Consider the following 20,141-nt stretch of genomic DNA (forward strand, 5'->3'; position numbering starts at 1 on the left):
GCTGGCTCGCCCGTGTCGACCTGATCCACCATCGGCAAAGGAACTCTGCATGACCAAGCTGGACCGCAACGATGATTTCCGACCCGCTTTCGCGACCCGTACCGTCCATGCCGGACAGAGTCCCGACCCCTCCACCGGTGCGATCATGCCCCCGATCTATGCCAATTCGACCTACGTCCAGGAAAGTCCGGGGGTGCACAAAGGGCTCGACTATGGTCGCTCGCACAACCCCACGCGCTGGGCGCTGGAGCGCTGCCTGACTGACCTCGAGGGTGGCGGCGCGGCCTTTGCCTTCGCTTCGGGATTGGCGGCCATCGCCACCGTTCTCGAACTGCTCGATCACGGGGCACACGTCATTGCCGGCGACGATCTGTACGGCGGCACCTATCGCCTGCTGGAAGCAGTGCGTGCGCGCAGCGCCGGGCTCACATGCAGCTTTGTCGACCTCTCGGATCCGGCAGCCCTCGCCGCGGCGATCCGGCCCGAGAGTCGCATGCTGCTGGTGGAGACACCGACCAATCCGCTGCTGCGCCTGGTCGATCTGCGGGCTCTGGCCATCCTTGCCCGTCAGCATGGGCTGCTGGCGGTGGCCGACAACACGCTGGCCAGCCCGTGGATACAGCGCCCGCTGGAACTCGGCTTCGACCTCGTCGTCCATTCGAGTACCAAGTACATCAACGGCCACTCCGACGTCATCGGTGGCGTTGCCGTCGTCAGCAGCGACGAGCGCAACGCCGGGCATCTCGAACGTCTCCGCTTCCTGCACAACGCCGTCGGCGCCATCGCTGGCCCTTTCGACAGCTACCTGACTCTGCGCGGCGTCAAGACGCTCGATTTGCGCATGCAACGACACTGCGACAATGCGCAGGATCTGGCTGCCTGGCTGGAGCGTCAGCCGCAGGTGCGACGCGTCGGCTACCCCGGCCTCGCGTCGCACCCGCAGCATGCGCTGGCGCGACGGCAGATGCGTGCTTTCGGCGGCATGATCGCGGTCGAGCTGGCGACCGATCTCGCCGGTACGAAGCGCTTCCTGCAGGGTTGCGTATTGTTCACTCTGGCTGAGAGCCTGGGTGGTGTCGAGAGTCTCATCGAGCATCCGGCGATCATGACCCATGCCACGATCCCGCCGGAACAGCGCCGCCGTCTCGGGATTGGCGATTCGCTGCTGCGCCTGTCGGTCGGCATCGAGGATGTCGAAGATCTCCGACGGGATCTCGCTGGCGCGCTGACGCGCATCGCCCCGGGCTCGGTCTGAGGAGGCCCACGCGGAGCGCTGCAACTTCCGGCTGACGCCAGGCTCGGCTCAGGGAACCCGAGTCAGCGCAGCAGCCTGCGCCGGCGGCAGTGCCCCGCCAGCGTGCAGCGCCCGTTACTCCCTGTTCGCCGATCCTCTCGATGACCCTCGTCGTTCGCTCCATCGTGCCTTGCATCGGGACCAGCTCGCGACGATTCCTGCACGACCGCTCAGGTGACGGCTCTGCCGCGCCCACTGGCCAGGCGTTGCAGAACCGACACCAGCAGGTCCACTTCGGCACAGGTGTTGTAGAACGCCAGTGACGGGCGCACCGTCGCTTCGACACCAAAGCGGCGCAGAATCGGTTGAGCGCAATGATGGCCTGCGCGCACGGCAATGCCCTCCTCGTTGAGTGCCGCCCCGACTTCCTCCGGGCGGTACCCGGCAAGGACGAAGGACAGCACACTGGCCTTGTCGTCCGCCGTGCCGATCAGCCGAATGCCGGGGATCGGCTTGACCCGCTGCGTCGCGTAAGCGAGCAGCTCACGCTCGTAACGTGCGATGTTCTCGATCCCGATCCTCTCGACATAGTCGACGGCTGCGCCGAGACCGACTGCATCGGCGATGTTGCCCGTGCCGGCCTCGAAGCGCGCCGGCACCCCCTGGTAGAGCGTGCGCTCGAAGCTGACGTCGGCGATCATGTTGCCGCCACCTTGCCAGGGCGGCATGCCTTCGAGAAGGTCGCGCTTGCCGTACACGACGCCGATGCCGGTCGGCGCAAAGACCTTGTGGCCGGAGAAGACGAAGAAATCGGCATCGATCGTCTGCACATTGACGCGCATGTGGGAGACCGACTGGGCGCCGTCCACCAGCACCCGGGCGCCCGCGCGGTGGGCAAGTTCGACGATTTCGCGGACCGGCGTGACGGTGCCCAGGGCATTGGAGACCTGGCTGACTGCCACCAGCTTCGTGCGGTCGTTGAGCAGTCGCTGGTACTCTTCGAGCAGGATCTGGCCCTTGTCATCGACCGGGATCACCCGGATGTGGGCGCCGTTTTCCTTCGCCAGTTGTTGCCAGGGAACGATGTTGGCGTGGTGTTCGAGCAGCGAGACGACGATTTCGTCACCGGCAACGATGTTCTGCCTGCCCCAGCTCTTGGCCACCAGATTGATGGCTTCCGTGGCGCCGCGAACGAAGATGATCTCGTCGACGGAACCCGCGCCGAGGTAACGAGCCACCTTGCTGCGGGCGGCTTCGTAGGCGTCGGTGGAACGTGCCGCCAGTTCGTGGGCGGCACGGTGAATGTTGGAGTTTTCGTGCTGGTAGAACTGCACCAGCCGGTCGATGACCGCCTGCGGCTTCTGCGTCGTCGCTGCATTGTCGAACCAGACCAGCGGCTTGCCGTTGACGCGCTCGGCGAGGATCGGGAAGTCGCGGCGTACCGCCTGCACGTCGAAAGCGGGGAAACGTGTGGCATCGACCGGCGGCAGCGAAGCGGGCTGGTCGAGGAAGTAATAGCCGCTGCCACCGGGCGGTTGAGCCGGCACTGCCTCTGGCAGTGAGCGTTCGCCGGCGAGCTCGGCGAGTACCCGGCGCAGGGCGGCCTCACCCGGCAGTTCAAAGGGGTGGGCGACGACGTGATTCTCCGCCGTGGGCGCCTGGTGGGCTGACGACAGCGCCGCCGCTTCCCCGAGAAAGTAATACGGCGATCCCGGCACACCCGAGGGCGCGCTGATTGGTGCAGTCAGCGGCAAGGCGGCGGCATGGGCCTCGGGTACGCCGAACTCGGGCGGAAGCGGGCCAGCCGCGGCCGGCGCCTGCGTGCCCGCGGGCACTCCGGCGCGCTGCAGTGCCGGCTCCGGCTCGCCGACGGCGAGGTCGTTGACTGCGGGTGCCGGTGACGACTGGCTTGCGCTTCCCGGCAATGCCCGGAAGAACTCCCCAGCGAGGCGGGCCAGAGCCGTCTCGTCGAGCAAGTCGCCGGCGGCCGCGAGGCTGAAGGGGAGGGCGCCAATCGGCGAATCAGCGGTAGGTGTGGGCATATTCATGGTACCTGTCGATCTCCACGTCATCGAGTACGGCGAGTGCGTCTTCCGCATGTACAGCCAGCGAGCAATAGAGCGAAATCAGGTACGAGGCGATGGCATTGCGGTCGATGCCCATGAAGCGTACCGACAGGCCGGGACTCTGCTCGCCCGGCAGGCCCGGCTGATAGAGGCCGACGACCCCCTGCCGCCTGTCGCCGACCCGCAGCAGCAGAACCTTGGTCTTTCCGTCATCGACCGGCACCTTGTCCGACGGGATCAGCGGGATGCCGCGCCAGGTCAGGAACTGCGAGCCGAAGAGCGAAACGGTCGGCGGCGGGACGCCGCGGCGGGTGCACTCACGGCCAAAGGCGGCAATGGCGAGCGGGTGGGTGAGGAAGAAGGCAGGTTCCTTCCAGACCTTGGTCAGCAAGTCATCGAGGTCATCTGGCGTTGGCGCGCCGGTCAGTGTCGTGATGCGCTGACTGTCGGCGACGTTGGCCAGCAGACCATAGTCGTCGTTGTTGATCAGTTCGCGTTCCTGCCTCTCCTTGATCGTCTCGATCGTCAGGCGCAGTTGTTCCTTGATCTGGTCGTGCGGGCTGCTGTAGAGGTCGGAGATGCGGGTATGGACGTCGAGGACGGTGGTGACCGCGCTGAGGAAGTACTCGCGTGGCGTCTCCTCGTAATCGACGAAGGTCTGCGGCAGTTCGGACTCGTCGCGCCGGGCACACGCGACCTGCACGTCGCGCGGGTTCCGGACCTGGTTCAGGCGATAGATGCCGGCCTCCACGGGCAGCCACTGCAGCAGATGCGTCAGCCAGCGCGGGGAAATGGTCGGCAGCTGTGCGACGGTCTTGGTGGCATTGGCGAGCTGCCGTGCGGCGGCATCACTCAGGGCGGCTTGGTGAGGACTATCTGCCATGGGGTACTCCTTGTGCAATCGTGACGATGGTTAGAAGAAAGATGTATGAACAAATGACTTTTTGTGCCAAGGCGAAACCTTACGCCGCCTGCGGCTGGCGGCTCAACATGCTGTAGCCACCATCAGCGTCGAGCCCGTCCACTGTGCGAGATCGCGCTATTCATGCTCGCAGCGGGCGACCAGGGCCGAAAGCTCGACCTCCAGCGCGCGTGCCAGTTTTCCGGCAGTGGTCAGGGAAGGGCTGGCGACTCCGCGCTCGATCTCGCCAACGTACGAACGGTTGAGATCGGCCCTTTCCGCCAGCCGTTCCTGCGACCAGCCGCGCTCATTTCGCAGCTGCCGCAGGACGCATGGAAAGCGCTCTCGGAGACGGCTCATATTCCGCCGCCGCCTTCGAGCACCTCATTCCGGGATACGGCCTGGGTGAGGAAGCTCCCGGGCGGTATGCTGTGGGTCAGCCAGACGTTGCCGCCGATCGACGATCCGTGACCGATGGTGACGCGCCCCAGAATGGTCGCCCCGGCGTAGATCACGACATCATCCTCGACGATCGGATGGCGTGGAGCTCCCTTTTCCAGCGAGCCGTCGGCATCGACGTTGAACCGCTTGGCACCGAGGGTCACCGCTTGGTAGAGGCGGACCCGATCGCCGATGACGGCGGTTTCACCAATGACGACGCCCGTACCGTGGTCGATGAAGAAGCTCTTGCCGATGCGCGCGCCAGGGTGGATGTCGATGCCGGTGGCGGAGTGCGCGAGTTCGGCGACGATGCGCGCCAGCAGGGGCACGCCCAGCCGGTAGAGCCTGTGCGCCAGGCGGTGATGGATGATGGCCAGCGTTCCGGGATAACAGAGCACGATCTCGTCTACGCTGCGTGCCGCCGGATCACCTCGGTAAGCGGCTTCGACGTCGCTGTCGAGGACGATGCGGATCCCCGGCAAGGCAGCCGCAAACTGCCGCACGATGGCGACGGCATCGGTCTCGATCGTCGCTGCGTCAACCTCTGGGTCGTGGCGGGACACGTGCGTCAGCTCGAGTCGGACCTGGTCCAGCAGGCTGCGCAGGGCGCTATCGAGCGTATGGCCGACGTAGAAGTCCTCTCCGGGGCCCTGTTGCAGGTCGGGCGGACCGAGGCGCATCGGGAAGAGTGCGCCGCAAAGTTTGTCCACGATCTCGCGCAATGCCTCGCGGGATGGGAACTCGCGGCATCCCGATTCGAGCGGACGATGCTGTGCCGCGCGCCACTGCTCGCGGGCAAGGCGCAGATCGCGGACGATGTCGTCGAGCTTCCAGAGCGATGGTGCTGCGTCCGGCAAGCGGCGAAGTGGCGCGTTCATCGATTGACTCCCCGCAAGCACTGATCAATCCTGGACCCAGGGCAGGCCATGGTAGCGCCAGCCACCGCTGGTGCCGCGTTGTCCGTCGGCAGTGATCTCGCCCTCGAAGCCTTCGAGGACGTTGAACACGCGCGTGAATCCTGCCCGTGTCGCGGCCTCCGCGGCTGCGGCCGAGCGCTTGCCGCTGCGGCAGATGAGGAGGATGGCTTGGTTCTTGCCCGCCTTGCCGGCCAGTTCACGGGTGAAACGGGGATTCCTGCTCAGCGCGGCGCCGGATTGCCACTGGACCAGCGGTGTGCCGGGGACGTGGCCGACGTACTTGTATTCCTCGGCGGTGCGCACGTCGATGAGGATCGCCGCGCCAGCAGTGGCCAGAAGCCATGCCTCCTCCGGCGTGACCGTGCCGGCGTAGGGAAGGCTGTCGCGCCGCGCGCGCGCGGTCGCTGCGGCCAGAATGCCGTGCACGTCGCACTGACTGTCGTCCGCGACATGGGCGGCGGGCATCGGGGCAGGTTCGAGTTGGGCTGTGGCCAGCATCGCAGTCTCCTGGAAATGGAAAGCCGACGGTGGTGGTGCCGGCCTGAGGGCGCCACTCTAGTCGCGGCACCCGGACCGGCGAACGAAGAAAAACTGCATTGCTTATAACTGCGGGGCGAGAGCCGCCCGACGCAATTCCTCGAAGAAGGCGAGGCCCTGCGGCCACGGACCGTGACCCGAGTCCACGTTGATGTGGCCGGCGCTGCCGATGTTCCGGTAACTGCTGCCCCAGGCACCGGCCCAGCGCTGAGCGACGGCGGCCCTGAGCCACGGATCGTCGTTGCTCGCCACGATCATGCTGGGAAAGCGAAGCCGCTCCTGTGGCAGAAGGGCTGCCAGACCGAAGCGGTCGGGATCCGCCGGGGCGACGAGTAGGGCGGCACGGACGCGGCCCGGCCAGAGATGGCCGGCACGGACGGCCGCCAGGCAGCCAAAGCTGTGGGCGACGATCCAAACCGCCTCGCTCTCGGCGGCGATGACCTCGCCGACGCGCGCCGCCCATCCGGCAAGGCACGGATTCTCCCAGTCAGCCTGGTCGACACGCCGGGTATCGCCGAGCCTGTGTTCGAACCACGTCTGCCAGTGATCCGGCCCGCTGTCGTGCAGGCCGGGGACGATGAGGATCGCGGCCATCGAACTGCCCCTCAGGACAGGCTGTCCTTCCACATGGTCGTCGCCCAGGCCCGCGTGTACAGTCCTTCTTCGACCGACGGCTCCTTCGATACGCCGCCAGAGCCGTCGACGACCAGTGGCACCTTCTTCTCGGGATGATAGCGGTGCACCGAGTCGACGTGGATCGCACGCTTATCGTCAATCAGTGAGTAGCAGGTATTCGCCATCAGGGTCGGCTGCGGCTCGCGGCCAGAGAGGATCTCGACGATTGCTGCCGCCGCCGCCTTGCCATGCTGGTTGGCCATGTGCGCCGACTTGGGCATCAGCGGCGCGGCCTGCAGAGCGTCGCCGAGGATGTGGATGTTTCTGACGGCCGTTGACTCGAGGCTGATCCAGTCCACATCGGCCCAGCGGTCGTTGACATTGACCACTCCTGCGACACGGGCGATGTCGGCGGCGCGCTGTGGCGGCAGCAGGTTGAGTACATCGCCTCGCTCCTTGTCGCCCAGTTCGTTGGTGACGATCCGCGTCACCGGGTCGACGGCGGTCACATTCCAGCCGGGCCGGTACTCGATGATGTCCTTGTAGTCGCTCTCCCATACGCCGCGGAAAAGCTTTTCCTTGGAGATGACCTTGTCGTTGGCGTCGAGAATGATCACCTTCGAGCCGGGCTTGTGCGTCTTGAAGTACCAGGCGATCTGGCTGGCGCGTTCGTACGGGCCGGGTGGGCAACGATACGGCGCCTTCGGGATGGACAGCACATAGGTGCCACCCGCGGGCAGGTCCTCAAGCTGCTTGCGCAGGGCCAGAGTCTGCGGTCCTGCTTTCCATGCGTGCAGGATGCTTTCCTGCGCCCGGGCATCATAGCCGGCGATGTCACCGTAGATGAAGTCGAAGCCGGGGGCAAGGATCAGGCGGTCGTATGCGAAATCCCCTGCGCTGTCGGTTCGCACGCGCCGCTTGTCGGCGTCGATGGCGGTCACCGTTGCGTGCACCAGCCGGATTTCCCAGTTCTTTCTGAGTCCGTCGTACCCATGGACCAGCGAGTCGTAGGCACGGTTGCCGCCGAGGACTTCGTTGGAGGCCGGGCAGGAGACGAACTGCCTGTTGCGCTCGATCAGAGTGACTTCTATTGTGCCATCGCTCCACTTGCGCAGATACTTGGCTGCCGTGGCGCCACCGAAGCCGGCGCCGACAACGACGACGCGCCCGATGGTCTTGCCGCGCTTGCTGGCGACGGCCGCCAGGCCGGTTCCGGGAATGCCGGCGGCAGCGGCCAGCGCGGTGGATGCACCGAGTGCGTGCAGCAGGCGACGACGATCGGGATTGAAGGGGGACATGTCGGGGTTCCTCATTTCTGCTTGGCAAAATATTCAGCCAGGATGCTGATCTCTTCATCCGTATAGCCTTTGGCGAGTTGGTGCATGATCGTCGCCGGGCGCGTGCCGTTCTTGAACGCCTTCATGCTTTCCTCCAGATAGGCCCTGTCACGGCCGGCGATGGGTGGAATGGCGCTGGCAGCCTTGCCGTCGGTACCATGGCAGTTGGCGCAGTTGGCTGCGAAGTACGGAGTGCGGCCGGGTGCCGGTGTGGCGGTTGATCCGGGACCGGCCAAAGCGGCCAGTGCAATGAGGCTGCCGACGATGGCGAGAGCAGTTTTCTTCATGGCGAGTCCTTGTTTGAAGAGGTGCGAACGGGGCTTGTTGAGCAGGAAATCATTGGGCACTGGCAGTCTGGGTCCGTGCGTTGCCGAGGTTGTCGCGCCAGACGACCGTCACCGTGTCGCCGCTGCGGACGCCGGCAATCCGCCAGCCGAAAAGCGGATTGGCAGCGATTCCGGAACCGGTGAGCAGCGTGAGAACCGTCTCGTCGTTGATGCGCAGCGTGATGTCGGTGATGTAATGCGCCGCCGCACTCTCGCCGCTGGCATTCTTCCTGAACCCGCTTTCCATCGGGTGGGTGAGCAGCGCCTTGATCAGGGCACCCTGTTCGTCGACGGTTGCGCGCAGACGGATGGCGTAGTTCTGCATTGCTCTTCCTCAGCCGGGCAGGCAGCCGCCGACGATCACCCGCACATCGCGGGTCGCGGTATAAAGACGTCCGTCTGCCTCGGCAATGACGCGAACCCGGGAACTCTCGGCGAGCTTCACCTTCGCCTCGAGCCACGGCTTGCTCCGTTCGCCCAGTCTGATGTCGGCCAGCAGGGGAAACCGGTTGCCTTCACCGATCAACAGAATGCGCTGCACGCGCGGCAGATTGACCGTCACTTCCAGGGGTACCTGGGCACCATTTTCGGCAACATCGGGGCCCTGAATGACGATCGCCGTGCTCGCCAAAGGTGCAGACAACCCGAGCGCGGCGTAAACCGACTCCGGGCTGGCGGCGCTGAACGCATGCACCTCGCGTTCGCCGGCCAGTGCAGGCTGCGCGTCCGCCAGCAGGCGCGCGATGGATGCGGCAGCCGCGAGGCGCAGGAAGTTGCGTCGATCGTCCATCACCGTCCGCTCACAGGGCGCCGCTGGCGCCAGCCTGGATGATCTCCTCCAGGCCGCGACGCAGTCCGGAGATCGCCTCCTGAAGACTGTCCGGCAGTCGCCCCGGAACGGTCGCGCCATCCAGCCAACCGATGTCACCGTCGAACATGGCGAGCCATATTCTTTGCCGGGAGTCTTCGACGACGGCGATGCGGCAGGGCAGCAGGGCCGCGGCTTCGAGGCTGTAGTCGAGCAGATCACGGGCCACGAGCGCGTCGCAGAAATGATAGATGGCCACCTTGGGTGTTGGTTTGCCGGTGATCGCCTCGATTTCCTTGTGGATCAGGTGGGCGCCGACGAACTTGAGGTTGATCTTGTTCGCCCGATGCCGCATCGACGAGATGACGTCGTCCCAAGTCAGGTCAGGCTGTGCTTCGACCTTGTAGGTCATCAGGTTGATCCGTTCACGAAGGGACAGCGACGACCACGCAAGCGATTGCCGCATGAGTCTCCTTCGTTCCTCCGGGATGACCGTCGCCATCATGGTATTGGGGGTATCGGGCCGCGCGCTGGCGGCGGTTGGCGCGAGATCTTCCGCCAGGACGGTGACAGTGCCGCTGCTCACAGGATTGTCTACCTGTGCCAGCGCACCACCGGTGGCCAGGCCCAGGCTCATTGCGCGCAGCGCGGTCAACAGGATCGCCATCTCACTTCGTCACGTTGCCGGTCATCATGTTGCTGCTGCTCCCCAGGTCACTCGCCTTTGATCGGCGCGCCGCGCATGATGTCGCTCGCCGCATACGGCGCCAACGATTTATTTCCAATAAGCAAATAGCGATCGCTTCACAGCGGGTCGTCCAATGCGACGACGACAGTGGCTTCCTTCCGTGGCAGGGGAGCCCCCAGAATATCCTTATAGGAAATTCTTCCTTTTCCTGACGCTGCCGCCCGTTCAGTCTTCAGGCATCGTTGCTTGCCCAACCCATGGAACCGTCACGATGAGAATTGATGTGCGCCGCGCGCTCTCGTCATGCCGCATTGCGATCGATGCGGCAACCTTCCCGCGCCGTTCGTGCCTGGAAGGGCGCTGAGAGCGAGCGCCATGCCGCATCACGCCGCACCGCAGACGACGAGCGTCGGATCGACCAACGGTGACCAGTCCGTTGGCGAAGTGCCCGTCCATCATCAGCTGCCGACGATGCAGCGGAATGCGCTCAGCAGGATTTTCGATCGCCCGGATTTCACACCGGGCGAGGTTGCTCGTCTCGGTCGTCAGCGCCTCGCGCGCGCCGAAGGAATTGGCCTCAAGGGATTGGCAACGATCAGCGCGTGGCTGCGACACCACGGGCACGAACTTGCCGTGGACGCGAGTCGCCCGCAGTCGCCCAACGTGGCCCCGCAGGTGCAGGGGGCCAAGAAGGTCGAGAAGGCGCTGCGGGTCCTGCAGAGCCATGGCTACCAGGTCGTCCGCAGCGAGGCGTGCGAGAGCGACCGGAGTTCGGCCCAACGGACGTCGCCAGGGCTTGCGGACCCCGCTGAATAAGCTAATAAGCAAAGATTCGTTCGCCGCGGCGCGCAGTCTCCGCAAAATGCGCGCCCCACCCACTGCAACGGAACTCCGATGAAACTGAAGAATCTTCTGGCTGCCGTGCTGGCCAGTGCCCTGCTGGTCGGCAACGCGCTCGCGGCCGACGTCTCACTGTTGAACGTTTCCTACGATCCGACGCGCGAGTTCTATCATGCGTTCGATGCCGCTTTCGCCAAGTACTGGCAGGCCAAGGCCGGTGACAACGTCTCCGTCAACCAATCCCATGGTGGCTCCGGCAAACAGGCTCGTGCGGTGATCGAAGGACTGCAGGCCGATGTCGTGACGCTGGCCCTGGCCTACGACATCGATGCCATCGCCGACGCGGGGCTGATACCGAAGGAGTGGCAGAAGCGTCTGCCACACAACTCCTCGCCCTACACCTCGACGATCGTCTTTCTGGTGCGCAAGGGCAATCCCAAGGGAATCAAGGACTGGAACGACCTGGTGAAACCGGGCGTCGCGATCATCACGCCGAACCCGAAGACCTCGGGTGGTGCGCGCTGGAACTACCTGGCAGCGTGGGCGTTCGCACTCGAGCAGCCGGGCGGCAGCGAGGACAAGGCGCGGGAGTTCGTCGGTCAGCTCTATCGCAATGTGAAGGTGCTCGACTCCGGTGCGCGCGGCTCGACGACGACCTTCGTCGAACGCGGCATCGGCGACGTGCTGCTCGCCTGGGAGAACGAAGCGTACCTGTCACTCAAGGAAGTCGGCGCCGACAAGCTGGAGATCGTCACGCCTTCTCTGTCGATCCTCGCCGAGCCGCCGGTGACGGTCGTCGACAAAGTGGTCGACAAGCGTGGCACGCGCCAGGTGGCGCAGGCTTATCTCGAGTACCTCTATTCACCGGAAGGGCAGGAGCTGGCCGCCAGGCACTTCTACCGCCCGACGGATGCGCAGGTCGCGGCGAAGTACGCGAAGCAGTTCGTCAAGACCAGGCTGATCACCGTCGACAAGGTCTTCGGCGGCTGGCGCAACGCGCAGAAGGTCCACTTCTCCGACGGCGGCGTCTTCGACCAGATCTTCGTGCCCGGCGGCAAGCGCTGAAGCTTTCCTGATGGCGCTGGGAAGCGGGCGGCCACGCGGCGTCCGCTTCTTCCTTATGGCAAGGGTGAATTAGCTTGTCACGATTCGGTATTTCCCTTCCGCGGCCGACGACCGTAGACTCGGCACCTTGAATGTTGCACCGCAGCAGGAGCTGACGATGAATCATGATCTTTCCTTCAGGAGGCGCGTGTGGCGAGCGTGAAGCGCTTCAGCCCATTGCCCGGGTTCGGCCTGGCAATGGGTTACACCCTGGTCTACCTGAGCCTGATCGTCCTCATCCCGCTCAGCGCCGTAGCCACCAAGACGCTGGCGATGGGGTGGGATTCCTTCTGGGCCGCGGCCAGCGGCCCACGCGTCGTCGCATCCTATCAGCTCAGTTTCGGCGCCTCGCTGCTCGCGGCGGCGATCAACGTCGTGTTCGGCCTGATCTTCGCCTGGGTCCTGGTGCGCTACCGCTTTCCGGGCAAGGGTCTGATCGATGCCCTGGTCGATCTTCCGTTCGCCCTGCCGACTGCCGTCGCCGGCATCGCCCTGGCGACGATCTATTCCGAGAACGGGTCGGTCGGCAGCCTGCTCGAGCCGTGGGGCATCGAGATCGCCTACACGCCGAATGGGGTGCTGCTGGCACTGGTGTTCATCGGCCTGCCGTTCGTCGTGCGGACCGTACAGCCGGTGCTTGCCGACCTGGAAAAGGATGTCGAGGAGGCTGCGGCCGGTCTCGGTGCTTCGCGCTGGCAGACTTTCGTGCGGATCATCCTGCCGCACATCGCCCCGGCGTTGCTGACCGGCTTTGCCATGGCTTTCGCGCGCGCCGTCGGCGAGTACGGCTCGGTGATCTTCATCGCCGGCAACGTGCCGATGGTGTCCGAGATCACGCCGCTGCTGATCATCACCAAACTCGAGCAGTACGACTACGCCGGGGCGACGGCCGTCGCTTCGGTGATGCTGATCATTTCCTTCGTCCTCCTGCTGATCATCAACGGGCTGCAGGGCTGGATGCACAACCGCGGCCGGAGAACCTGAAGTGAGCACGAGCATTGCGCTGCATGTCGGCAGCCTCGAACGTGGCGAGACGGCGAGCACCCGCGAACCGGCGTGGGTCAAGGTGGTGCTGATCAGCATTGCCCTGAGCTTCTTCGGCATCTTCCTGCTGCTGCCCCTGGGAACGGTCTTCGCCGAAGCCCTGCGCAAGGGCTGGGGTGCGTACCTCGCCGCCCTGGTCAATCGCGATGCCTGGGACGCGATCCGGCTGACGTTGATCACGGCAGCGATTGCCGTCCCGCTGAATCTGGTCTTTGGCGTCGCCGCTTCGTGGGCCATCGCCCGCTTCGAGTTCGTTGGCAAGCGGGTGTTGATCACCCTGATCGACCTGCCGTTCTCGGTCTCGCCGGTGATCTCCGGCCTGATCTACGTCCTGTTGTTCGGCGCCCAGGGCTGGTTCGGTCCGTGGTTGCAGGAGCACGACATCCGGATCATCTTCGCGGTGCCCGGCATCGTCCTCGCGACCATCTTCGTCACCTTCCCGTTCGTCGCCCGCGAACTGATTCCACTGATGGAGGCCCAGGGCAGCGAGGAGGAGGAGGCCGCCGTGGTTCTTGGCGCATCCGGCTGGCAGGTGTTCTGGTACACCACGCTGCCCAACATCAAATGGGGGCTCTTGTATGGGGTGATCCTGTGCAACGCCCGCGCGATGGGCGAGTTCGGCGCGGTCTCGGTGGTCTCCGGGCACATTCGCGGCCAGACCAACACCATGCCCCTGTACGTCGAGATTCTTTACAACGAATACAACTACGCGGCCGCCTTTGCCGTCGCCTCGTTGCTGGCGTTGCTCGCCATCATCACGCTGGCCCTGAAGACGTTGGTCGAGAGGCAGACGCGGCGGCAGTTGCAGGAAGTCACCGAAGCATCGGGAGAGTGAGTCATGAGCATTTCCATTCGCCACATCAGCAAGCGCTTTGGCGCCTTCAAGGCGCTCGATGACGTTTCGATCGACATCCCGTCGGGCGAGCTCGTCGCCCTTCTTGGCCCCTCGGGTTGCGGCAAGACGACGTTGCTGCGGATCATCGCCGGTCTCGATTACGCCGATCAGGGGCAGATCCTGCTCGACGGCGATGATGCATCCGCACGCCATGTCCGTGATCGACGGGTCGGCTTCGTCTTCCAGCACTACGCGCTGTTCCGTCACATGAGCATCGCGGAAAACGTCGCTTTCGGCCTGCGCGTCAAGCCGCGGCGTGAGCGCCCGACGGAAGCCGAGATCAGGCGGCGGGTGCAGCGGCTGCTCGAGCTGGTGCAACTGGACTGGCTGGCGGATCGCTATCCGCCACAGCTGTCCGGTGGCCAGCGCCAGCGGATCGCCCTGGCACGCGCGTTGGCAGTGGAACCGAAAGTGCTCCTTCTCGACGAGCCCTTCGGCGCCCTCGATGCCAAGGTACGCAAGGAGCTGCGGCGCTGGCTGCGGCAGTTGCACGACGAAATCCACGTCACCAGCGTCTTCGTCACGCACGACCAGGAAGAGGCGCTCGAGGTTTCCGACCGGGTCGTGGTGATCAACAACGGCAAGGTCGAGCAGATCGGTACGTCGGAATCGGTCTACGACCGTCCCGCGACCCCGTTCGTCGCCAATTTCCTCGGTTCGGTCAATCTCTTTCATGGCCGTGTCGAGCAGGGACGCCTGCATCTCGGCGGGCACGCACTGGCGCTGGGCGACAACGGCGGCAATGATGGTGACGCAGTGGCTTTCGTCCGGCCGCACGAGTTCGACATCGTTCCGGGTTTGCGAGCCGGCGGCGGTCTGCCGGCAAGAATCGTTCGCGTCGCTACGGTCGGACCGAGCGCGCAGATCGAACTCAGCCGCGTCGACGGCGACCTGATCGAAGTCACGATCGACCGGGATCGCTTTCAGCTGCTCGGACTTGCCGAGGGTGATCATGTGTCGCTTCGTCCGCGCAACATCCGCGTCTTCCAGGACGAGGCTCGTGCTGCCTGAGGTCATTCGATGAACTTCCAGCAACTACGCATCATCCGCGAAACACTGCGCCAGGAATTCAACCTCACCGAGGTCGCCAACGCGCTGTATACGTCGCAGCCCGGTGTCAGCAAGCACATCAAGGATCTCGAGGACGAACTCGGCATCGAGATCTTCGTGCGCCGCGGCAAGCGCCTGCTGGGTCTGACCGAGCCGGGCAAGGAACTGGCCGAGGTCGTCGACCGCATCCTGCTCGATGCACACAACCTGCGCTGCATCGCTGACCAGTTCGCGAGCCGCGAAACGGGTCACTTCGTCGTCGCCACCACCCATACACAGGCGCGCTACGCGTTGCCGCAGATCATCAAGTGGTTCAAGACCGACTATCCGAAGGTACACCTTGCTCTGCACCAAGGCAGCCCCTGCGAGATCGCCGACCTGCTCGTTGCCGGCGAGGCGGATGTCGGAATCGCCACCGAACGGCTGGACCAGGTCCCTGAACTGGTGACCTTTCCTTTCTATTACTGGCACCATGCTCTGATCGTTCCCTACGGCCACCCCTTGCTGGAGTTGCAGGAGTTGTCGCTGGAGGCGATCGCCGAGTACCCGATCATCACCTATCAGGAGGGGTTCACCGGGCGGACGCTGGTCGACCGGGCCTTTGCCGATGCTGGCGTCGTTCCCGACATCGTGCTCTCGGCAATCGACGCTGACGTCATCAAGACCTATGTCGAACTGGGCCTCGGCGTCGGCATCGTCGCCTCGATGGCCTACGACGGCTTCAGGGATCGCGAGCTGGCACTGATCGCGGTGCCGCAGCTGTTCCCGCGCAGCACGACGCGCCTCGCGGTGCGCCGGGGTATTTATCTGCGCAGCTATGCCTTGGCCTTCATCGAGAAGGTGTGTCCGGACATTGGAGAGGAACAGCTCAAGGCGTCAATCCAGAAGCAGAGCGGGACGGATTGATCGGCCTCGGCATGCCGGTGAGGTAGCTCTTCGCTTCGGCGAGCGTCGGTATTCCCCGGCATCGGCGAGTCCTGGCCGCGCAAGAAGCCAGCAGGATCGCTGGCACCCGGAGGTGGGTGCGCGGAAGGGCTACAACCCGAGTGCCCTCAATCTTCACCACCCAAAGCCGGTGATCCTCGTGCGCCGACCTACGCCAGCAGCCGCCTTGCGTGGGTTTGAAATGAGCACGGTGCGCTGGGCATTGGGCTCCGCAGGCTCAGCCCAACCTGCACGGCTGCGGGCGAGCCATCGTGAGCGGCATCGGGCTTCCGCCGGGAAAGCCGGGGAGGCCTGCAGCATGCTCGGCTGGCCGCGCAAAGCGCGCCGTTGCGCAGAACGCGGGGATCGCCCGATACTACGGCCTCGTCCACAGAAGCAAGCCATGAACTCGACAGCCGACCCCTCGACCGTACTCATCACCGGCGCATCGTCGGGAATCGGCGCCGCGCTGGCGCACCGCTTCGCGCGCGCTGGTCACCGGCTGGTGCTGGTCGCGCGTCGTTCCGACAGATTGGAGGCGCTGGCGCGGGCGCTGGCCGACGAGCATGGCGTCAGCGCCATCGTGCTCGGCGCCGACCTGGCGCAGGCGGGCGCTGCCGCGGCGCTGGCGGCCAGGCTGCGGCGGCGGCGACTGACGATCGACATCCTGGTGAACAACGCCGGCGTGCTCGAGCACGGTGCCTTCGTGCGCCTGAACGCGGAGCGGCAGCAGCAGCTCATCGATCTCAACGTCTCGGGATTGACGGCGATGCTGGCGCACTTCGTGCCGGCGATGGTCGAGCGCGGGCGTGGGCGGGTGCTCAACGTCGCCTCGATCGCCGCCTTCCAGCCGGTTCCCTCGCTTGCCACCTACGCGGCAAGCAAGGCCTAGCTACTGTCGCTGAGCGATTCACTGGCCGAGGAACTGCGCGACAGCGGCGTCACGGTGACGGCGCTGTGTCCGGGAATCACCGCGACGCCGATGTTGCGTGTTGCGGCCGAGGCGAGCGCATCACTCGCGCGGCTGCCGGATTCCTGGTTGCCGACGTCGACGCGGTCGCTGCCGAGGGGTACGAGGCGTGCATGCAGGGCGAGGTGATCCGCGTTCCCGGCCTGCTCAATCAGGCGGCGACGATCGCCGGGCGGGCGGTACCGAAGTGGCTCCTGCGGCGGATCGCCGGCAGCATCGGCCGCAGCACTCTGGATGACTGAGAGATCTCAATCGGGGGCGACCGCATCGACCCTGAATTGGGTGACCGGCCGGGGGCGAAGCGGCCGCAGATTGCGGCGAGGTCCCCGGCGCGCCGTTTTCTCGACCCAGCTGGCGTAGTCGAGCGACTGGGCGACGACATCGCGCGGTGTCTTGTCGCGCCTGAGTTCGATCAGCACCAGCGCGCCGTAGGGGGCGATGGCGGGCCGGTCGATGCGCCCGCCGAAGCCGCTGTCTTCCTGCCGGCCGATCAGCATCCATTCGTCGGAGAGTGGCTTGGGGGTGGCGACGATCATGTCCTCCAGTTTCCTTTCGCTCGCCAGCTGCGCTTCTGGCTGGGGTTGCGGGGCCGCGGAGGCTTTCCAGAGTCCGGTACGGATGGGACTGGCGGCGCCGGGTTCAGGCGGCCTTGAGGGCGGATTCAATCAGCGTGGTGGCGAGGCGTTCCTGTTGCGCGCGGGACTCGGCGAGGCCGGCCTTGAGGCGGTCGCAGAGGGCCATCAGTTCGTCGACTTTGGCGACGATGCGATGTTGTTCGGCGAGGGGGGGCAGTCCCAAAACGAGACCTTGAACGTCATTACGGCCTATACCCGGTATAGCGATACCAACGGTCTGATCTTGGAAGTGCTGCTCAGCGGAACGTAGTACCAGTTCTAAGAAATTACTGCACACGGCGATTGTTCGGACAGCCATCAACTGTCGGCTGATCGCCAGTTTGCTCTGTGAAACCCTATTGAGCTTTCCCACGCCGGAACCTTTGACGGTCAAGAGGATGTCTCCTGAAATCGCGATAGCGCGAGTTTGTTTTGTCGAGCGGGTAGGGTTTGGATATGTTTCCCCGAACTCAGCCGGACCCGTAAGGTACGGAATCGGATCGCTTAGGCCTTCTGTATATTCATCCGGCGTTAGATGCTGACCGGAAATGAGCTCCATCGCAATTCCGAGTCGTGCCCACTCCCAAAGATCTGGCAACAAATAAGGCTGCTCCGCCTCCCCCACAACCGGCGTTGCCTTCAATTTCTTGCAAGTTCCTTCCGATTCCAGCCGCGCCCGTTCCTTGGCAATCCGCTTGAGCAGTTCGCTTGCCGGTTCGTCGCTGGGGTCTTGGGGCACCAGCTTGCCCATGACGGCGAGTTGGAGGATGGTCTGCTTGAGGGCGTCGAGGCTGGATTCGGTGGTGAACAGGGTGTCGAAGTGTTCGGCGAGGCGCTGCCAGTTGGCGGCGAGTTCAGCGGCGTCGGCGCTTTGGGTGAGCGTGCCGAGTAGGGTTGCGACGAGCGTCGCGTGCGCCGCCCCGGCGTCCGCCTGCTCCGCCTCCAGCCGGTCGCAGAGGGCCATCAGTTCATCGACTTTGGCGACGATGCGGTGTTGTTCGGCAAGGGGTGGGACTGCCATGGGAATTTTCTGCATTACCGCTTGATTCAGTTTTTCCCTCGTGGCGCCTCTGACCAGCGGCATCCAATCAAGTCGATTGAAGAACGACACCCAATACCGGGAAGCCGTTCCACATAACGGGCGTAGGACGTGGGCATGGTTGTTCACCCAGAATCTCCCGTTGGCTATATAGGCAACGCCACGAATGGGATTGCTGAAGAAACCACCATCTTCGGCGACTAGAATTCGCTCGCCATCGAAACGATATCCGTCAATCGTTCCAACTTGTCCGTTCGCTCCGTAGTAAGGATATTCGCCGCCACGCGCATCTCGTTCTGCCCGGTTAATCGGCTCACGCAAGGAATCCTGAATCTCGAACAGACGATCCAGCCGCTCCCATTCCCAGCCTTTTGGTAAATCGAACGGCTGGTCTTCGCCCACAAGTGGTGTTACCTTATATTTCTTGTAAAGCCCTTCCGCCTCCAGCCGCGCCCGCTCCTTCGCAATCCGCTTGAGCAATTCGCTCGCCGGTTCGTCGTTCGGGTCCTGTGGCACCAGCCTGCCGCGCACCGCCAGTTCAAGGATCAGCCCGCGCAGCTTCTGGATGCCGGCCGGCGCGGCGGCGATCAGGTCGAGGTGGTCGGGGAGGTTCACTGCTGGATGCTCGTGCGGTCGGTTGAAATCACGACGCATCGGGTAGCGAATGACTGTCGTCAGCCTCACGTTGCGCCGCAGGCAATTGTTGCAGGAGCGCCGGCAGTGCCGTTTGCACGGTGTCCCACGCGACATCGCGGTTGATGGCGAAGTAGCCGTGAGCAATGCGGTTGCGCATGCCTCGCATGCTGCGCCACTGTATTTCAGGCTGTGCATCGGCAAACGCCGTATGGCCTTCGATGACCTTGGTCGCGGCTTCGCCGATGATGACGAGACTCATGATGACCGCCTGTTGCGTGCGCTTGTCCCCAAGGAAATCCTTTTCTTGCTCAGGCCCTGCACAAAGCAGCACGCATCCGCCGCTGCCTGCCGCATGTAGTCGAGATGGTCGGTCAGGCGCCTCTCGCTCATACGGGCCGGGCCTCGGCGAGGACTTTGGCGCGCAACTTTGGCGGCAGGTCGGCCGGGGTCAAGAGATCGACAGGAATGCCCAGCAGGGATTCCAGTCCGTCTTGCAGCCCGCCCAGGTCGGGCAGTGTGGTTCCCGGCAGCGCGTCGACCAGCAAATCCAGGTCGCTACCCTCCCGGTCGGTGCCATGCAGCACCGAGCCGAAGATGCGCGGGTTCGCGGTGTTGAAGCGATTGGTTGCTTCACGGATGGCATGGCGTTCACGATCGAGAGCAATGGATGGCCGCACGGGTTTTCCTTTCATGTGTCGCCAGCAAGAACAAGCGGTTGAATACCGGGCAAGAACGGCATGGCGGATTGGCGTCCTTCAGCCCTGGCTTCGAGGAGATCGAGCACGAAAACGGTGGGCAAGCCTGGATTGTCTGCGATCACCTGCCGGGCAGAGGGCAACCGTCTGATTCGGTCGAGCAAGTCGACCAGCAAGGTGGTCACGAGTGCATCCGGGTCGACATTGGCAAACAGGCGATTGAACTCCTTGGCCGATTCGTCCGCTACATCAACGGTCAGCGCCGCCATCGGGATTCAGCCCGCCTCCCTCTGCGCGAGTTCAGCAAGCTGCAGGCGAATCAACTCGGCGGCTTCATGGGCGCTTCGTGCAACGAGTTCAACCTGATAGCCCGCTTCTTCATTGATCTGCCGCTTGACCTCCCACAACTCGGCCAGGATGGGGTCGGGCGCTTTGTGAAAAATGCCGGATGCGGGGGTGT

Annotated in this window: 25 protein-coding genes and 1 pseudogene; 9 read left to right on the forward strand and 17 right to left on the reverse strand. The window is 64.5% G+C overall.

Features of this window, described 5'->3' with window-relative positions:
* The first annotated feature begins 49 nt into the window (after positions 1-49).
* Positions 50-1,255: a trans-sulfuration enzyme family protein gene (locus tag V5B60_RS15715; RefSeq protein ID WP_332348006.1), complete on the forward strand. Its 1,206-nt coding sequence runs from the start codon at positions 50-52 to the stop codon at positions 1,253-1,255.
* A gap of 209 nt (positions 1,256-1,464) precedes the next feature.
* Here the strand turns inward: V5B60_RS15715 and V5B60_RS15720 are convergent, their stop codons facing one another.
* From V5B60_RS15720 to V5B60_RS15770, 11 genes are all read right to left on the reverse strand, one after another.
* The gene (locus V5B60_RS15720) at positions 1,465-3,282 is read right to left on the reverse strand and encodes a family 2A encapsulin nanocompartment cargo protein cysteine desulfurase (RefSeq protein ID WP_332348009.1); all 1,818 of its coding nucleotides are present in this window, start codon (positions 3,280-3,282) and stop codon (positions 1,465-1,467) included.
* Entirely contained in the window at positions 3,257-4,183 is a 927-nt protein-coding gene (locus V5B60_RS15725; protein WP_324601281.1) for a family 2A encapsulin nanocompartment shell protein, read from the reverse strand. The genes V5B60_RS15720 and V5B60_RS15725 overlap by 26 nt, the downstream gene beginning before the upstream one ends.
* 156 nt (positions 4,184-4,339) lie before the next feature.
* Positions 4,340-4,561, reverse strand: coding sequence for a helix-turn-helix domain-containing protein (locus V5B60_RS15730; RefSeq protein WP_332348012.1), 222 nt, complete (start codon positions 4,559-4,561; stop codon positions 4,340-4,342).
* Positions 4,558-5,520 (reverse strand): serine O-acetyltransferase EpsC, encoded by a 963-nt coding sequence (gene epsC / locus V5B60_RS15735; protein ID WP_324601279.1) that lies wholly within the window; start codon positions 5,518-5,520, stop codon positions 4,558-4,560. Before epsC ends, V5B60_RS15730 begins: the two co-directional genes overlap by 4 nt.
* Positions 5,521-5,544: 24 nt before the next feature.
* Positions 5,545-6,024, reverse strand: coding sequence for a rhodanese-like domain-containing protein (locus V5B60_RS15740; RefSeq protein WP_332350587.1), 480 nt, complete (start codon positions 6,022-6,024; stop codon positions 5,545-5,547).
* A 135-nt stretch (positions 6,025-6,159) separates the two neighbouring features.
* A complete protein-coding gene (locus tag V5B60_RS15745; protein ID WP_332348014.1) occupies positions 6,160-6,690 on the reverse strand; it encodes an RBBP9/YdeN family alpha/beta hydrolase in 531 nt (176 codons plus the stop codon).
* Positions 6,691-6,701: 11 nt separating this feature from the next.
* Positions 6,702-8,009, reverse strand: coding sequence for an NAD(P)/FAD-dependent oxidoreductase (locus tag V5B60_RS15750; protein WP_332348016.1), 1,308 nt, complete (start codon positions 8,007-8,009; stop codon positions 6,702-6,704).
* Between the two features lie 11 nt (positions 8,010-8,020).
* Positions 8,021-8,395 carry a c-type cytochrome gene (locus tag V5B60_RS15755; protein ID WP_332348018.1) on the reverse strand — a complete coding sequence of 125 codons (375 nt, stop codon included), beginning with the start codon at positions 8,393-8,395 and terminating at the stop codon, positions 8,021-8,023.
* Complete coding sequence (gene soxZ, locus V5B60_RS15760) at positions 8,385-8,699, reverse strand: thiosulfate oxidation carrier complex protein SoxZ (RefSeq protein ID WP_332348020.1); 315 nt, start codon at positions 8,697-8,699, stop codon at positions 8,385-8,387. The genes V5B60_RS15755 and soxZ overlap by 11 nt, the downstream gene beginning before the upstream one ends.
* A 9-nt stretch (positions 8,700-8,708) precedes the next feature.
* Positions 8,709-9,164 (reverse strand): thiosulfate oxidation carrier protein SoxY, encoded by a 456-nt coding sequence (locus tag V5B60_RS15765; RefSeq protein WP_332348022.1) that lies wholly within the window; start codon positions 9,162-9,164, stop codon positions 8,709-8,711.
* A gap of 10 nt (positions 9,165-9,174) precedes the next feature.
* Complete coding sequence (locus V5B60_RS15770; protein WP_332348024.1) at positions 9,175-9,837, reverse strand: DUF302 domain-containing protein; 663 nt, start codon at positions 9,835-9,837, stop codon at positions 9,175-9,177.
* A 408-nt stretch (positions 9,838-10,245) separates the two neighbouring features.
* On the opposite strand from V5B60_RS15770, the gene V5B60_RS15775 reads away from it, so the two are divergent.
* The 8 genes from V5B60_RS15775 to V5B60_RS15810 all read left to right on the forward strand — a co-directional run bounded on the left by V5B60_RS15775 (position 10,246) and on the right by V5B60_RS15810 (position 16,939).
* The gene (locus V5B60_RS15775; protein ID WP_332348026.1) at positions 10,246-10,686 is read left to right on the forward strand and encodes a hypothetical protein; all 441 of its coding nucleotides are present in this window, start codon (positions 10,246-10,248) and stop codon (positions 10,684-10,686) included.
* A gap of 78 nt (positions 10,687-10,764) precedes the next feature.
* Positions 10,765-11,775 carry a sulfate ABC transporter substrate-binding protein gene (locus V5B60_RS15780; protein WP_332348028.1) on the forward strand — a complete coding sequence of 337 codons (1,011 nt, stop codon included), beginning with the start codon at positions 10,765-10,767 and terminating at the stop codon, positions 11,773-11,775.
* Positions 11,776-12,012: 237 nt separating this feature from the next.
* Positions 12,013-12,798: a sulfate ABC transporter permease subunit CysT gene (gene cysT / locus V5B60_RS15785; RefSeq protein WP_434735380.1), complete on the forward strand. Its 786-nt coding sequence runs from the start codon at positions 12,013-12,015 to the stop codon at positions 12,796-12,798.
* Between the two features lies 1 nt (position 12,799).
* Entirely contained in the window at positions 12,800-13,693 is an 894-nt protein-coding gene (gene cysW, locus V5B60_RS15790) for a sulfate ABC transporter permease subunit CysW (RefSeq protein WP_332348032.1), read from the forward strand.
* Between the two features lie 3 nt (positions 13,694-13,696).
* Entirely contained in the window at positions 13,697-14,764 is a 1,068-nt protein-coding gene (locus tag V5B60_RS15795) for a sulfate/molybdate ABC transporter ATP-binding protein (protein WP_332348035.1), read from the forward strand.
* 9 nt (positions 14,765-14,773) lie between these two features.
* The gene (locus V5B60_RS15800) at positions 14,774-15,709 is read left to right on the forward strand and encodes a CysB family HTH-type transcriptional regulator (protein WP_332348037.1); all 936 of its coding nucleotides are present in this window, start codon (positions 14,774-14,776) and stop codon (positions 15,707-15,709) included.
* Positions 15,710-16,130: 421 nt separating this feature from the next.
* On the forward strand, positions 16,131-16,619 hold the full coding sequence (locus tag V5B60_RS15805; RefSeq protein ID WP_332348039.1) for an SDR family NAD(P)-dependent oxidoreductase: 489 nt from the start codon (positions 16,131-16,133) through the stop codon (positions 16,617-16,619).
* Between the two features lie 65 nt (positions 16,620-16,684).
* Positions 16,685-16,939, forward strand: coding sequence for a hypothetical protein (locus V5B60_RS15810; RefSeq protein WP_332348041.1), 255 nt, complete (start codon positions 16,685-16,687; stop codon positions 16,937-16,939).
* Positions 16,940-16,945: 6 nt separating this feature from the next.
* Here V5B60_RS15810 and V5B60_RS15815 read toward each other — a convergent pair whose 3' ends face one another.
* The 6 genes and pseudogenes from V5B60_RS15815 to V5B60_RS15840 all read right to left on the reverse strand — a co-directional run bounded on the left by V5B60_RS15815 (position 16,946) and on the right by V5B60_RS15840 (position 20,088).
* A complete protein-coding gene (locus V5B60_RS15815; protein ID WP_434735337.1) occupies positions 16,946-17,233 on the reverse strand; it encodes a hypothetical protein in 288 nt (95 codons plus the stop codon).
* Between the two features lie 103 nt (positions 17,234-17,336).
* Positions 17,337-18,965: a restriction endonuclease subunit S gene (locus tag V5B60_RS15820; RefSeq protein ID WP_332348043.1), complete on the reverse strand. Its 1,629-nt coding sequence runs from the start codon at positions 18,963-18,965 to the stop codon at positions 17,337-17,339.
* A 28-nt stretch (positions 18,966-18,993) separates the two neighbouring features.
* Positions 18,994-19,376: pseudogene (locus tag V5B60_RS15825) on the reverse strand (HepT-like ribonuclease domain-containing protein).
* Complete coding sequence (locus V5B60_RS15830; protein WP_332350589.1) at positions 19,373-19,663, reverse strand: nucleotidyltransferase family protein; 291 nt, start codon at positions 19,661-19,663, stop codon at positions 19,373-19,375. Before V5B60_RS15830 ends, V5B60_RS15825 begins: the two are co-directional and overlap by 4 nt.
* A gap of 11 nt (positions 19,664-19,674) precedes the next feature.
* Entirely contained in the window at positions 19,675-19,950 is a 276-nt protein-coding gene (locus V5B60_RS15835) for a hypothetical protein (protein WP_332348045.1), read from the reverse strand.
* Between the two features lie 6 nt (positions 19,951-19,956).
* Positions 19,957-20,088 carry a hypothetical protein gene (locus V5B60_RS15840; RefSeq protein WP_332348047.1) on the reverse strand — a complete coding sequence of 44 codons (132 nt, stop codon included), beginning with the start codon at positions 20,086-20,088 and terminating at the stop codon, positions 19,957-19,959.
* Between the last annotated feature and the right edge of the window lie 53 nt (positions 20,089-20,141).

The sequence above is a fragment of the Accumulibacter sp. genome, assembly GCF_036625195.1.
In the GTDB taxonomy this organism is placed as follows: Bacteria; Pseudomonadota; Gammaproteobacteria; order Burkholderiales; family Rhodocyclaceae; genus Accumulibacter.